9 protein-coding genes, 1 tRNA gene and 1 pseudogene are annotated in these 15,110 nt (G+C 43.6%); 6 read left to right on the top strand and 5 right to left on the bottom strand.

The window, feature by feature from the left end:
* The first annotated feature begins 72 nt into the window (after positions 1-72).
* Positions 73-4,431 carry a response regulator gene (locus tag LAY57_RS01725; protein WP_249064562.1) on the top strand — a complete coding sequence of 1,453 codons (4,359 nt, stop codon included), beginning with the start codon at positions 73-75 and terminating at the stop codon, positions 4,429-4,431.
* 482 nt (positions 4,432-4,913) lie between these two features.
* Here the strand turns inward: LAY57_RS01725 and LAY57_RS01720 are convergent, their stop codons facing one another.
* Both LAY57_RS01720 and LAY57_RS01715 read right to left on the bottom strand, forming a co-directional pair.
* Positions 4,914-7,901, bottom strand: coding sequence for an ATP-binding protein (locus LAY57_RS01720; protein WP_249064561.1), 2,988 nt, complete (start codon positions 7,899-7,901; stop codon positions 4,914-4,916).
* A 401-nt stretch (positions 7,902-8,302) separates the two neighbouring features.
* Positions 8,303-9,175: a HEAT repeat domain-containing protein gene (locus LAY57_RS01715; RefSeq protein ID WP_249064560.1), complete on the bottom strand. Its 873-nt coding sequence runs from the start codon at positions 9,173-9,175 to the stop codon at positions 8,303-8,305.
* A 90-nt stretch (positions 9,176-9,265) separates the two neighbouring features.
* Here LAY57_RS01715 and LAY57_RS01710 point away from each other — a divergent pair.
* The 3 genes and pseudogenes from LAY57_RS01710 to LAY57_RS01700 all read left to right on the top strand — a co-directional run.
* A pseudogene (locus LAY57_RS01710) lies at positions 9,266-9,508 on the top strand (hypothetical protein); the annotation flags it as partial.
* Positions 9,509-10,065: 557 nt separating this feature from the next.
* The gene (locus LAY57_RS01705; protein ID WP_249064559.1) at positions 10,066-11,148 is read left to right on the top strand and encodes a glycosyltransferase family 4 protein; all 1,083 of its coding nucleotides are present in this window, start codon (positions 10,066-10,068) and stop codon (positions 11,146-11,148) included.
* Positions 11,149-11,184: 36 nt separating this feature from the next.
* Positions 11,185-11,853, top strand: a complete 669-nt coding sequence (locus LAY57_RS01700) for a DUF938 domain-containing protein (RefSeq protein ID WP_249064558.1) — start codon at positions 11,185-11,187, stop codon at positions 11,851-11,853.
* A gap of 172 nt (positions 11,854-12,025) precedes the next feature.
* Here the strand turns inward: LAY57_RS01700 and LAY57_RS01695 are convergent, their stop codons facing one another.
* The 3 genes from LAY57_RS01695 to LAY57_RS01685 all read right to left on the bottom strand — a co-directional run bounded on the left by LAY57_RS01695 (position 12,026) and on the right by LAY57_RS01685 (position 12,955).
* Positions 12,026-12,631, bottom strand: a complete 606-nt coding sequence (locus LAY57_RS01695) for a Uma2 family endonuclease (RefSeq protein ID WP_249064557.1) — start codon at positions 12,629-12,631, stop codon at positions 12,026-12,028.
* Between the two features lie 63 nt (positions 12,632-12,694).
* Entirely contained in the window at positions 12,695-12,874 is a 180-nt protein-coding gene (locus LAY57_RS01690) for a hypothetical protein (RefSeq protein ID WP_249064556.1), read from the bottom strand.
* Positions 12,874-12,955, bottom strand: a tRNA-Leu gene (locus LAY57_RS01685). The genes LAY57_RS01690 and LAY57_RS01685 overlap by 1 nt, the downstream gene beginning before the upstream one ends.
* A 405-nt stretch (positions 12,956-13,360) precedes the next feature.
* On the opposite strand from LAY57_RS01685, the gene LAY57_RS01680 reads away from it, so the two are divergent.
* Positions 13,361-14,494, top strand: a complete 1,134-nt coding sequence (locus LAY57_RS01680; RefSeq protein ID WP_249064555.1) for a DUF4394 domain-containing protein — start codon at positions 13,361-13,363, stop codon at positions 14,492-14,494.
* 26 nt (positions 14,495-14,520) lie between these two features.
* Positions 14,521-14,982, top strand: coding sequence for a pre-peptidase C-terminal domain-containing protein (locus tag LAY57_RS01675; protein ID WP_249064554.1), 462 nt, complete (start codon positions 14,521-14,523; stop codon positions 14,980-14,982).
* Positions 14,983-15,110 lie beyond the last annotated feature (128 nt).

Below are 15,110 nucleotides of genomic sequence, written 5' to 3'. Positions count from 1 at the left end.
TCTCTTAAATTAGTATTGCTTGCTAAAATGATGATATTTCCACCAAAACAGATTAGCAAAAAATTGTCATGGGTGTCAATTTTAATTGGACTGGCAATTTCAATTACAACTCTGATAATTTGGCAAAGTCTACTAGCTCAAAAAAACGAGCAAATTAGACACTTAGTGCGGATAGAATCATCCCTGGCAAAAACTGCAATTATAGCGCAAGTAGAAACTCGCATCAAAGCGCTGAATCGGATGAGTCAGCGCTGGGAAATTCGAGACTTAACACCCAGAAAGGAGTGGGAAGCAGATGCAAAATCTTACATAAATGACTTTGGCGGTTTCCAGGCGATCGAGTGGGTAGATCCTTCATTTCACGTCCGCTGGATTGTACCGCTAGCAGCTAATGAAGCAGATCGAAACCTTGACCTTCCCTTTGAGGAGCGACGACAGACTGCTCTAGAAAATGCCCTAAAAAAGCGAAAAATAACTATTACCAAACCTATAGATTTGCTTCAGGGAGGCAAAGGAATTTTAGCTTATGTACCCATTTTTAAAGGCCAAAAGTTTAACGGCTTTATAATTGGTGTATTTAGACTTCAGCCGTTACTTGAGATGATTTTACAAGAACATTCGAGGGATGAATACGCGATCGCTATATTTGACGGTCAAGAAGAAATTTACAAACACAATGCCGAAAATAAGCAATACCAGCAAAAATGGAGCGAAAAAATCGAAATTAACCTTTATGGTTCCAAATGGGAGACGCAGATATGGCCTACACCAAAATTGATAGAAAAAATATATTCTCCGCTGACTACAGTAGTATTGATTAGTGGCTTGCTGACGGGTTGGATACTAGCCTTGGCAGTATATTTTGGACAAACCGCAAAGCTTCGCACTAAACAGGTTGAAATTATCAACCGAAAGTTAGCAGAAGAAATAACTCAACGAGAACAAACACAAGAAAGACTGCAAGCGATCGCCACACTTCAGCAAGCGATTCTGGACAGCACCAATTATATAATTATTTCAACAACAGAAGACGGCATAATTTGCACCTTTAACAACGCAGCCGAACGATTGCTGGGATATACAGCAGCAGAAGTAATTGGCAAAACAACTCCTGCCATTCTCCACGACAAAGATGAAATCGCCGAACGGGCAAAACAACTATCGCAAGAGCTTGAAATTACAATTGAACCTGGCTTTGAAGTATTTATTGCCAAAACAAGCCGTGGCAAAACGGATGAGCGCGAATGGTCTTATATTCGTAAAGACGGTTCCCGCTTTCCAGTGCTGCTGTCGATCACGACACTGCGCGACGTCGCCGGAAATATCACCGGATTTATGGGCATAGGTAGCGATATCACCGAACGGAAACGTTCAGAAGAAGCTTTCCAAAAAACGTTACAAGAACTGGCATTTCAAAAATTTGCTGTAGATCGGGCTGCGATCGTTGTCATAACAGACGATCGCGGCAGAATTACCTATACCAACGAAAAATTTCGTGAAATTTCCCAATACTCTCAACAAGAACTGATCGGACAAACTCACTACTTAATCAAATCCGATTATCATCCTCCAGCTTTCTTTAAAGAGCTTTGGTCAACCATTAGCAGCGGTAAGGTGTGGCAAGGCGAGATGAAAAATCGAGCCAAAGATGGTACGTTTTATTGGGTATACACCACAATTGTTCCTTTTTTAGATAACAAGGGAAAACCCTTTCAATACCTCGCAATCCGGTTTGACATCACCAAAACCAAACAGGCGCAGGAGGCACTGCAACAACAATTTCAACGAACTTTGTTGCTTAAGCAAATCACCGAACAAATTCGCGAGAGCCTTGAGAGCCAACAAATCTTTGAGACAGCTAGCAAAGTGCTAGCTAAGGCGTTTGGTGTCAATCGCTGCTTGATTCATACCTACGTTGCTTCTCCCACACCTCAGATTCCGTTTGTTGCCGAGTATCTTGAACCCGGTTACGCATCCGTTCTCAATTTAAAACTTCCCGTACTTGGCAATCCTCATGCAGAAAAGATGCTTGCTCAAGATCGATCTCTAGCCTCCCCAGATGTTTACGCCGATCCTCTATTGAAAGAGAGCGAACCCATTTTGCGCCAGATGGGGTTGAAATCAATGCTGGCGATTCGCACTTCCTACCAGGGTAAGCCCAACGGCGCAATCTGCTTGCATCAATGCGCTTACTTCCACCAGTGGACAGACGATGAAATCGAGCTATTGGAATCCGTCGCCGCTCAAGTCGGGATCGCCCTTGCACAAGCTAATCTACTGGAGGAAGAAACACAACAGCGCGAAGAACTTACCATCAAAAACTTTGCTCTGTCACAGGCAAAACGAGAAGCAGAAACAGCGAATCGGGCAAAAAGCGAATTTCTGGCGATGATGAGCCACGAAATTCGCACCCCCATGAATGCAGTAATTGGCATGACAGGATTGCTGCCGGATACAAACCTCAATTCCCAACAGCAGGATTTTGTAGAAACCATCCGCTCAAGCGGCGACGCCTTGCTTACCATCATTAACGATATTCTCGATTTTTCTAAGATTGAGTCTGGCAAGCTGGACTTAGAGAAACAACCTTTCAACCTTCGCAGTTGTGTGGAGGAAGCGTTAGATCTGCTGGCTCCCGCAGCAGCTGAAAAGAATCTGGATTTAGCTTATCTAATTGAACCCCAGACACCAGGTGCGATCGTCGGAGATGTGACGCGACTGCGGCAAATTTTAGTCAATTTACTCGGTAATGCCGTCAAATTCACAGAAAGCGGAGAAGTCGTCGTTTCAGTAACAGCGAAACAATTGGAGATTGAAGAAGAAAATTCTCAATCTGAAATCTCAGATCGGAAATTTGAAATTCAATTTGCCGTCACCGACACAGGAATCGGTATTCCCCCAGAGCGAATAGAGCGACTATTTAAGCCTTTCAGCCAGGTTGATTCTTCAATGACTCGCCGATATGGCGGGACTGGATTGGGCTTAGCAATTAGCAAACGCCTGAGCGAAATGATGGGCGGCGGTATGTGGGTGGAAAGCTCAGCCGGACAAGGTTCTACGTTTTATTTTACGGTGCGGCTCTTGTCCGCTGCCGCTTCGCTACTTGACTTTGAGATTCCGCCTGGGCCGCATTTAGCTGGCAAACGACTGCTAGTAGTGGATGACAACGCCACTAACCGCAAAATTCTCACCTTGCAAGCGGAATCTTGGGGAATGCAAGTTCGATCGGCTTTTAGCGGCTGGCAAGCTCTGGAATGGATTGTTTCTGGAGAGCAATTTGACATTGCGGTTTTAGATATGCAGATGCCAGAGATGGATGGCTTAAGTTTGGCAGCCCACATCCACTCTTTACCAAGCTGTCAGGAATTGCCCTTGGTGATGCTGAGTTCTTTGGGCAGCATTACACAAGAAGAAACTGGAGAAAAAGCTAAATTCGTCGCCTTTTTGAGTAAGCCAATTAAGCAATCTCACCTTTACAATGTTTTTGCTCGTATTTTTAGCAAGCAACGGATCTCTGTACGTTCTTCCCAATCGTCACCGCCGCAATTCGATCCGCAGTTAGCACAACATCTGCCTCTACGCATTTTACTGGTGGAAGACGTTTCTTTAAACCAGAAGGTAGCTTTGCAGATGCTACAGAAGTTGGGCTATCGCGCCGATGTTGCCAACAACGGTTTAGAGGCACTGGCAGCTTTGCACCGCCAGCCTTACGATGTCGTCTTCATGGATGTGCAGATGCCAGAAATGGACGGACTGGAAGCGACTCGTCTAATCGATCGAGAATGGCCTGACAATTTTAGATGGGAATCTGCGGATGAGAGTCAGAAATGTGTTGACGTTAACGAGAAAACCAATAATCTAAAATCTCCTCGTCCTTGGATTATTGCGATGACTGCTCATGCTATGCAGGGCGATCGCGAAGAGTGCCTCAAAGCCGGAATGAATGATTATATCAGCAAACCGATCCGAATCGAGGCACTTGACCAAGCTTTGAAAAACTACGGACAAGTACTCGATCGGGTCGGCCCAGGAGCAGAGGAGCATTCGCACTCAGCACTCAAAGTGTTCCCAGTTGCGATCGATACCCACAAGTTCCAAGCTCTAAAGGAAATGCTATGCGAAGATGGAAATACAGAAGTTTTCGCCGAGATCGTGGACAGCTACCTGGAAGACGCGCCCCAAAGACTCCAAGCTATTATTAATGCCCTTGCCCAGTCAGATGCCTCCACACTCCAACTCTCAGCCCATGCCCTTAAGTCTACAAGTGCCACCCTTGGCGCAATTCCCCTTGCTCAAATATGCGGCGAATTGGAAGCAATGGGCAATACCGCTAATACTGCCGGTGCATCTAAACTGGTAAGCCAACTCGCGGCAGAATACGAACGAGTAGAAGCTGCTTTGAAATTACTATATCCCAGTCGGCAACTATGATTAATCCCGACTTTCAACTCGTACTTTTTTAGGGATTTGGCAGCCATAAAACGATGCCAGCCGACAAGATAGGCTCTTCCGTACTTACGATGTTATTTCAGCAGAGGGGCAGAGGAGAAAAGAAATAAAAACGGCTCTTCCGTACTTACTATGCTATTTGAGTAGAGGGGGAGAGGGGGAGAGTGGGAGAGGGGGAGAGTGGCAGAGTGGCAGAGTGGGAGAGGCGAAAAGAAATAAAAATGTTCTTAGTTGAACAAAAGCATAGCAACTCCGAAAGAGAAATAAAAATGTTCTTAGTTGAACAAAAGCATAGCAACTCCGAAAGAGCCCTATAGGTTAAGACAGTATTGTAAAATATCAAGTCCATTAAAATGGACTTTCGCTATGAGCCTGCGATTTGAAGATCTAGCAACCGCTCTCGTCGGTTAAGGCATTCTTAATTCCACCAAACCCTTGATAATAAACCTTTCTTACCCTAGCCCCTAGCTATAAGACTGTAAGCATATCTGTTTGATATTACTAGATGAAGAACTTTTAGAGGATTGATAAATAGGAATGATGATCGCAAACTCTGTTCCTTTTCCTAAATCCGATGCACAACTTAACGTTCCCCCATGTTTTTCTACCACAATCTGATAGCTAATGGATAATCCCAAACCAGTGCCTTTACCTATAGGTTTTGTAGTGAATTGGTAGTCAAACAATTTCTGCTTCACCTCTGACGAGATACCAGGGCCATTATCTCGAATACAAATTTTGATGTACTCACCTCCCTCTAAAACAATTGTGCGAATGATAATTTGATTGGGGTTAGCCTGAATATCTGCAAAGTCGCGGCAAAAGTTTTTTTCCTCTAAGGCATCAATAGCATTCACTAAAATGTTCATAAATACCTGATTTATCTGTCCGGCATAGCACTCCACTAAAGGTAAGTTGCCATACTCTTTAATAACTTCTATGGCTGGATGTTCGGGCCTTGCTTTGAGTCGATGTCCCAGAATCATTAAGGTGCTGTCTATTCCGGCGTGGATATCCACAGCTTTTTCTTCTGCTTGATCTAATCGAGAGAAATTCCGCAACGACAGCACAATTGCTTGAATGCGTTCGGTTCCTACGCGCATTGAGGAAAGCAATTTAGGTAAATCTTCTTGAATAAATTCTAGTTCTATTTCTTCTATTTGCTGCTGTATTTTTGGCGTTAATGTTGGCATCTCTATTTGACATATTTCAATCAGTGTCAGTAAATCTTTAACATAACTATTGGCGTATTCTAAGTTGCCATGTATAAAATTAACGGGATTATTAATTTCGTGAGCTACTCCTGCTACCAGTTGTCCCAGGCTAGACATTTTTTCAGTTTGAACAAGTTGCGTCTGAGTTTGTTTTAAACTTCTCAGCGCTTCGGATAATTCAGCAGTTCGTTGTTCTACTCGAATTTCCAACTCGTGCGTAAGTTTTTGCAAGGCTGCTTCGACTTGTTTGCGTTCCGCGACTTCTTGTTGAAGTAGTTGATTTTGTTTGTCGAGTTCATCTTCGGCTAACTCCCGACTTTCTTCGCTTAAAACGAACCACCAAGTGCCAATTCCGGTTAATAATATTAAGGGGACATATAAAGGTATAAATATTTGAATAAATAGATAATGTAATGATTGTGATATTTGTGGCGATCGCCATACTCCTAGATAATAGACTAAGGTGAAAATTAATGCGAACAATCCAGAAATTAATGAAAATATTTCGATGAATTTAATAATTCTAATTCCGTTTTTAGGGGAAATTTTGTCACCAAAAATTACCCGTGATATGGTTGTTCTTAAACTGGCGAAATTTTTGTGGGAGGTCTTACAGCTATCGTGACACTGAGCATCTAAACTGCAACATAACGAACAAATCGATCCATCATATACGGGGCAGTAAGCGGTATCTGCCAGGGCATAATCGCGATCGCAAATACAGCAAGTTAAAAGGGAATCCGAAGTCAAATTGTGGGTATGAAGGTTTGTCCTGGCAATATAGTATTTTCCTTTGGTGATGAAGGCGATCGCAGGAGAGAGAACAAAAGCCAAAACCAAAGCGATGAAGGGGGAATAGGCTTGGGCATAAATGCCAAAAAGGCCGACAAAAGCGGCGATCGCTACGGCTGAAGCGATAACCATTGAGCCGAATCCGACTGGATTAAAGTTGTATAGATAAGCTCGTTTGAATTCGATATAGGAGGGACTCAATCCTAAAGGTTTATTGATAACCAGATCGGCGACTACAGCGCCTACCCAGGCGATCGCAACATTAGAGTACAATCCCAAGATGGCTTCTAAGGTGTGAAATACTCCCAATTCCATCAAGAGTAACGCGATCGCAACATTGAATACCAACCAAACCACCCTTCCCGGATGAGTGTGCGTCAGTCGGGAAAAAAAGTTTGACCAAGCTAGAGATCCTGCGTAGGCGTTGGTAACGTTTATTTTGATTTGGGAAACGATCACGAATAAGGTAGCAACCGATAAAACTACATCAGGACGGGAGAACATATCCGCAAATCCCGCCATATACATATAGATGGGTTGTTTAGCAAGGGACAACTCCACGCCGCGATTAATTGCCAAAGAAGCTAGAAAAGCTCCCCCTAACTGCTTTGCACCTCCTAAAATAATCCAACCTGGCCCAGCTAAAACCACGGCCAGCCACCACCGGAAGCGGTTCTCCTTTTTGCGATCGGGCAAAAATCGCAGGTAGTCCACCTGTTCCCCAATCTGAGCAATTAAAGAGAACGATACCGTTGCGGCAGTGCCAAATAACAACGGGTCAAAACCAGCACCACTCGGCGAATTTCCCGCAAAGTTCAGCCAATTGTTAATCGCATTTGGTTCTTTATGGAGAACAAAAATATACGGCAAAATCATTAAGCTTAGCCAAATTGGTTGCGTCCATAACTGCAACTTGTTGATTAGCGTCACGCCATAAAAAACTAAAGGGATAATTAATAAAGAGCAAAGTATATAGCCAATTGCCAAAGGCAAATTAAAATAGAGTTGCAATGCCTGAGCCATAATTGCGGCTTCTAGAGCAAAAAAAATAAATGTAAATGACGCATAAATTAATGAGGTAATAGTCGAGCCTATATAGCCAAAGCCCGCACCTCTGGTTAATAAGTCGATATCTATATTGTACTTGGCAGAGTAGTAAGCGATCGGTAAGCCTGTCAAGAAAATAATTGCACTGACAACTATGATTGCCCAGAATGAATTGATAAAACCATAATTAATGATTAGCGAACCGCCAATTGCTTCTAATGCCAGAAAAGAAATGCCTCCCAGAGCCGTATTAGCAACCGCAAATTCCGACCATTTCCGAAATGATTTAGGAGCGTAGCGCAGAGAATAATCTTCGATAGTTTCATTAGCAACCCAAGTGTTATAGTCTCGTCGCTCCTTTACGATTTTTTTAGTAGTTCTAGTCATTTTTTCAGGCATAAATTTTGGCTTTGGATATATAACAAAAACAGTACTTAGCAGTTTTTGTACTAATATAGCTAACAAAATAGCAAATATATAATGGGGTTTCTGTAGTCTAAGATACTTAGGCTTTGACGCAGTTTTTTAACCTTTTAGTAAGGCAGCTTAACCAACAAAATTTAAAAATGACTTCTATTTTATCTTTTCTACCTCTATAGAATTTAAACTTCATCCAATTTTCATAAAAGATGGCCTTTAATAGCGAGAATTCACCATTAATTTATGTAACTGTCAAAATAGGTCAATTTTACTTATTTACCTGTACAGATGCTTCTCACGTGAATAAAGGTTGAGTAAAAATACTTAGAGAGAGGGGGAGAGGGGGAGAGTGGGAGAGGAGAAAATCAATAAAAATGTTCTTAAGTGAACAAAAGCATAGCAACTCCGAAAGAGCCGAAGTTCTTATTCTTGCAGTTATTAATAGCTTCCTCTAACAAATCGCTGTCGAGATCCCACCACTCTTTCAATTCGATCAAAACGGGATACAATCTGACATCTCCTATTTCCTTGGCAGCCTCAACGGGTAACCTTCCCACACAACCAGATGACAGTTCTTCGATTAGCGGATTTACTACTCTCTCATCTTTTCTTTTAGCTAAACCAACTAATGCCTCTCCACGTATTTCAGCCTCAGTGTCTGTTTTGCGACCCTCTTTAATTAGACGTTGAAATAAGGCTTCTCGTATGACTTTTGAATCTGTTTCGATTTGCGACCCCAATCCAAAAGTTGCCCAGTTTCTAACATCCTCATCAGGATCTGAAGACAATTCGCTCAATGTGTCGATCGCCAGTTCATCCTCTTGAGATAATAGACCAAAAACAACCCCATAACAGACATCAGCGTTAGGGGAGTCTTTCAATCTTACCAATGGTTCAATTGATCTAGGATATTTTATATGGCCTAAAGCAATTCCTACTGCACTCAAAACATCAGGGTCATCATCGGTTTCAAGCATTTTTAGGAGAATTGCCAAAGACTCATTAGGAAAAGTTCTCTTGGGTATTCCTAGTTGACCTAATATATTTGTTCCCAGCCTTCTTTCCTGCGGATTTTCGCTTTTGCACAACCTTGATGCAGCTTGAAATACTTCAAAGTTACCGCGAAAGTGTAAAACACCTACTAGATACAGCCACGCATCTCGATCTTCTTCAGCCAGTGCAAGTTTGATTAACTCTTCGGTGGTTCGAGGGTCATTTTGCATATCTTTGTTAAAGCTAGATTTCCAATTCATAATAAGTTTCATAATTAAACTTATAACTGCCGCGCCCTTAGAAACCGGGTTTGGACGGTGTTCGGTTTAAGCAGACTAGGAGGCTAAGTAATGACTCAAAGCGACGATCGCAACGATCGCAAACTATCCCAACCGCAACCAGACGATGCAAACACATCCATCAAACCTACTTCACCGATTGAAATCCAGGTAGAGGACGATCGCACTGGCATGACTGTACAGGCTCTAAAACGGGCCTTTGCAGATAACCTGTATTACCTGCTGGGAAAGGATGAATCCTGGGCGACACCCCACGATTACTACATGGCTCTAGCTTATACCGTGCGCGATCGCCCTTGCATTATGCAATTTTCGCAATTGAATTGGTAGATTTTATATCTAAACAATTTTAACACTTTTATGAGTTTAGTACAATAATATAATTATAGCAACTTTAGGGCGGTTAAGACATTCTTAATTCCTGAAACCCTTGGTTATAAACCATTCTTCCCTAGCCCCTAGCACTCTTAGCCCCTAGTCCCTAGCTATAAACATAATTTTCCGATTTTTACACTACTCCATCTAGCTAAAAGCTATCAAAATTTAATTTATATCTTCCTAGTTATATCCTTTGGTAGATGCTCGCTTAAGTAATTATTACTATATTATTTTTGAGATACCAAGATTTAACTCATCAAAGCCATGAATATTATGGCTTCGCTTGTTTGATTTTGGCGTGAGGGTAGATAGCTAAAGCCATCTATCTAGATTAGAGAGGTAGATGTATTTTGCAGAATCACAGATTCCCGACGATCGGTGTTATTTCTGTTTTATTACCTGGACTAAAACGCAGTTAGTTGCACAAACCTTTTAGCCAAAGCTAGATTTTTCCAATCAGAAAGGAGATTAAAATGCGGATTGCTCAGGTTGCCCCATTATGGGAAAGAGTACCACCTCTAGCTTATGGAGGTATTGAACTGGTTGTCGGCTTGCTTTGCGATCAATTAGTACGATGCGGACATGAAGTTACTTTATTTGCTTCAGGTGATTCTCTCACTCTTGCCAACTTAGAATCGGTTCACCCACGAGCTTTGCGTTTAGATCCTACAGTCAAAGAACCGGGCATTTACGAAATGCTGCACCTCAGTCAGGTGTACGAAAGGGCGCAGGAATTTGACATTATTCATTCCCATCTGGGTTGTGCTGCATTGCCTTACGCAAATTTGGTAAAAACGCCTACAGTCCACACGCTGCACGGCATTTTCACCCCCGATAACGAGAAGCTTTTTGTCCATGCTCGCCGCCAGAATTATGTTAGTATTTCCAATTCTCAGCGGGAGCCAAGGCTAAATTTAAACTATGTCGGTACGGTTTACAACGGCATTAACACGGGCATATATGAGTTCCGCGAAAAGCCGGAACAACCGCCTTACCTCGCTTTTTTGGGGCGAATTTCGCCAGAAAAAGGAACGCATTTGGCAATAGAAATTGCTCAGCGATCGGGCCAGCATTTGAAAATCGCTGGAAAAGTAGATGCGGTTGATGTAGAATATTACGATCGCGAAATCAAGCCACACATTGATGGCAAACAAATTGAATATTTGGGTGAAGCGAACCACCAGCAAAAGTGTGCGTTGATGGGCGGTGCAATAGCAACATTGTTCCCCATTACCTGGCGCGAACCGTTTGGATTAGTCATGATAGAGTCGATGGCAGTTGGTACACCAGTGATTGCGATGCCCCTGGGTTCGGTGCCAGAAGTGATTGCCGACGGAAAGACTGGTTTCTTGTGTAACAGCGTTGAAGAAGCTGTCGCTGCTATTAATAAAGTAGCAAAGATCGATCGCCATGCGTGTCGAGATCATGTACTGAAAAACTTCAGTATGGAACGGATGACCGAAAGTTATATCGCAGTCTATCAAAAAATTATCGATCGGCGCTTTGCTGAAAACGGTCATATCCACAGTCCGTCTAGTTTTGTAGCACTATCCTGAGCGAGAATAGTGAAGTTCGACGATTGAAGCGCCCAGATGAGTGAGTTCGTAGATTCCCGACAATATGCCCCAGCAACACAACGCAATCGAGAGCCTATTTTGGAGGTACTTTTAAAAGTACTGCCGCCAACAGGCACGGTGTTAGAAGTCTCCAGCGGCACAGGAGAACACGCGGTCTTTTTCGCTCCCCGACTCCATCCCCGCAAATGGATTCCTTCTGACCCCAATCCGCTGGCGCTGCTTAGCATAGCAGCATGGCGATCGCATTTTCCGGCAGATAACTTGTATCCTCCGATCGCACTTGATGTCTGCGCTCGCATCTGGGCCATCGAACGGGATGAACTCCCAAAACCATTGTCAAATCTAGACTTCAAGCGTGACGAAATTGTAGCGATCGTCAACATTAATATGATTCACATTGCCCCTTGGTCAGCCTGTTTAGGATTGATGGCAGGCGCGAGGCGGATTCTTCCTCCAGGTGGCATTCTGTATCTCTACGGGCCTTTTAAACAGAGTGGCGTGCATACCGCAGCCAGCAATGCAGCTTTTGATGAGAGTCTGCGATCGCAAAATCCTGAGTGGGGGGTGCGGGATCTCGATGAGGTAGTGGCAGTTGCCCAATCTCAAAATCTCTCCCTACTCAAAACCTATACCATGCCAGCGAATAATCTTTCGATCGGTTTTCAAATGCGATCGACAATTTGAGGCTAGTTTAAGCTGTTAAACATTTAAATTTCTGGGGCTATCTAAGCCAGTCAAGGGCTTCAGCCTCCAAAATACCCAGTTTAAATGCCGAACAGTTTAGAACGCAAAAAGCATCCACCCTTACCAAGACTAGACGGGTGGTGTCTGCGGTGTTGTACGATCGCCTGAATACTTATCCACCATTAAAAATTTGCTTTGCAGTCAAATTCAATTCTGGAAACACCAACGACTCAACCTTTTCATCTCCCCGAAACAGCTTAATTTGATACTCACCATCTACTAAATGATAAATCGACAAAGTAGGCTGTTTCGGAGAACCAATATAACGATTACCACCCAAACCCAAATAATCTACAATCCAATATTCAGGAATGCCTAATGCTTCATAATCGATCATTTTGTGTCCGTAATCATCGCGCCAATTTGTGCTGACAACTTCAATGATTAGAGGAATGAACGAGCCTTGAGTAATTGTTGAGGATTTTTCCCACAAAGGTTCTAAGACTAAAGCATCACGTTTAACTACCAAAATATCAGGCAAATAACCCGTTTCTTGACTCAGAGATTTAACCAGGGCATTTCTAGGAAATCGATAAGGAAGTTGCAGCCTGCGAGTTTCTAAGGTTAGCTCCGTTTGCAAAAATTCAACAACTTCTTCATGTTTTCCTGTGGTCTGCATTTCAACAATAATTCCGTCATGTAGTTCGTAGCGTCCCTTTTCTGTTTTCCATTCCAGAAACTCATCAAAAGTAATTAACTTGGATATAGCTTGAATCATGGCACCAACCTCCAATCCTCTAACATCATTTTAAGGAAGCGATCGCTTTCTCCATCTCAAACTCTACCAGTTGGAGCGATCGCTCTGAATGAATCCCACCACAGCATAAACCGCCCCGCTGAGATCGGATTCCTTCTCCCTCAACCGTTGCAGCGTCGTCGCCATCTCAAAACTCAACCCCGCAGACAAATAATTTGACACGCGACAGCTGAGAATACGTCCCAATTTTACTTTGTCTGCCATGCGGAAGAAAGGACTTGAACCTTCACTCCTTTCGGAACCAGAACCTAAATCTGGCGCGTCTACCAATTCCGCCACATCCGCTCGGATATCTATCATAGCAGAACATAAGTAAAAATAGTTGGCACTCTCCATCGCTGAAGTAACACACCCACAAAGCCTACCTACGCACCTTGAATTTAAGACCGCGTAGGCGGTATGAGTTCGTGTAGCCGCGCCTTTAGGCGTTCGGGTGCAGCCCCCCTACCCCCAAATTTGGGGGAGTAAGCCCCCCTACCCCCAAATCTGGGGGAGTAAGCTCCTGTTCCCCCCAGATTTGGGGGGGTAGAGGGGCGAAACAACAAATATTGCCTAAGTCGCTCTAAATTCAAGGCTGCATTTAAATCCCCGTCAGCATAGAGAACAGATCGGTAGGCGAGCCGAGCTATTGACATTGCCCGCTTAAACTGTTATATAAAAAAAACTTATATAACTGGCGGGGGATGATAAGTGACGGTAAACCTGTTCGACGTGAATTACTACCGTGGGACCAACCCAGACTTACGTACAGCTGGACTGACTACAGATACTCAGCTGGTGGATCACTTTCTGAGATTTGGTATTAACGATGGGCGTCCCTTCTCGCCCTTTGTCAATCTCGACTTTTATCGCGCTGGCAATCCCGACTTGGCGGCGGGCGGGGTAAATAGCAATTTACAAGCTTTTTATCATCTGCAAAGTTTTGGTATTGCCGATGGGCGCAGGTTTTCCTATGGCTTGAATGTGCCTTTCTATGCGGCTGTCAACCCCGACTTGGCGCTAGCGGGTATAAATAATAACGAGCAAAGATTTGAGCATTTCCGATCGGCTGGTATTAATGACGGACGGGTTTCGGCAGAAAACTTCAATGTCCGCTATTATCTGGATGCTAATCCAGATTTGAGGGCCGCAGGTTTAAATTTTGCACAGGCATTTCAGCACTATGTAAACTATGGTTTTCGGGAGGGACGCCCTGCTGTACCTAGATTAATACCGTCTTTCATTTCTACTAGCAGCGGACAAATTGGAACAATTGATCCCTTAACTGCAACATTTAGAGAAATTGCCCGTGGCCCTGCGTTTACTGATATAGCTTTATCTAATGATGGTAGGCTTTTCGGAATCACGTCTAATGATTTGCACCGTATCGATCCAATCACAGGTGCATCCTCCCGGATTGGAAGCCTTGGGGCAGGATTTTTTAATGCCTTGGGGTTCTCTGCTGATAATAGACTTTATGCAGCTGCACGCAATTCTAATCTGTATACTGTTGACCCCTTTACAGGCACTGTATCCTCTGTAGCTAACTTAGGATCTAGTTTCTCTAGCAGTGGAGACATAGTATTCGACCCAGTAAATAACCGATTTTTAGCTACATCGGACGGTGTAGGAAGCGATGTCTTATTTTCTATCGGGCTGAATGGCACGGCTACCAGGATTGGTAATATTGGCTTCTCTGGTGTATTTGGTCTAGACTTTGAGAATGGCATTCTTTTGGGCTACACAGCAAATCGACAACAAATCACTCTCAATCCAGGTACAGGATCTGGCACTTTCAGTAAAAATGTCACAGGTGTTAGTGGTGAAATTTTTGGAGCAACCTAATTGAGTAAAAAGCTCTTTATTTAGAAATGCGATCGCGCCTCATCTTCCCCCGCAGTTTGGGGGCGGGTACATATTTCGTTCGCCTCCAACCAGACTCCGAAGGTCGTAACACGAACTACTCTCTTGGACTCACTGCTAACAATACGCGGGATGGTTTGATAGATGGTGGTTTGTTGAACGGTAGCCGCACTTTCAATGAGTTTGTGGGCAGGACTGACCGCCAGGATTTTTACCGCTTCGTCTTGGGTAGTCCCAGCAACTTCAGGCTGACCTTAAACGGTACGACTGCTAATGTTGGTGTAACGCTCTATGTAGATACCAACGGCAATGGGCAAATCGATTCTAACGAGTATGTGAACGATAGAACTGTTGGCTCTGGCGGCACGGAATCATTCAGCCGCAGTTTAGGAGCAGATACCTACTTCGTTGTCGTCAGTACCGGCTCATCTAGTAACAGTAACTACACCCTTAATCTTGCTACAGTGTAGATATTACTCCCAACGGTTGTGGAAGACTATGTATAGTGGGAGGGCGAAGCATTGCGGGATTAATCTTAATTGAAAACCGAAACGTTAATTCCGCAATGCTTCGCCCCTACATAATCTTTTGGCGGGAA

Origin of the sequence: Argonema antarcticum A004/B2, assembly GCF_023333585.1 — a bacterium.
Classification (GTDB): Bacteria; Cyanobacteriota; Cyanobacteriia; order Cyanobacteriales; family Aerosakkonemataceae; genus Argonema; species Argonema antarcticum.
This window is presented reverse-complemented; position numbering and strand designations above follow the sequence as displayed.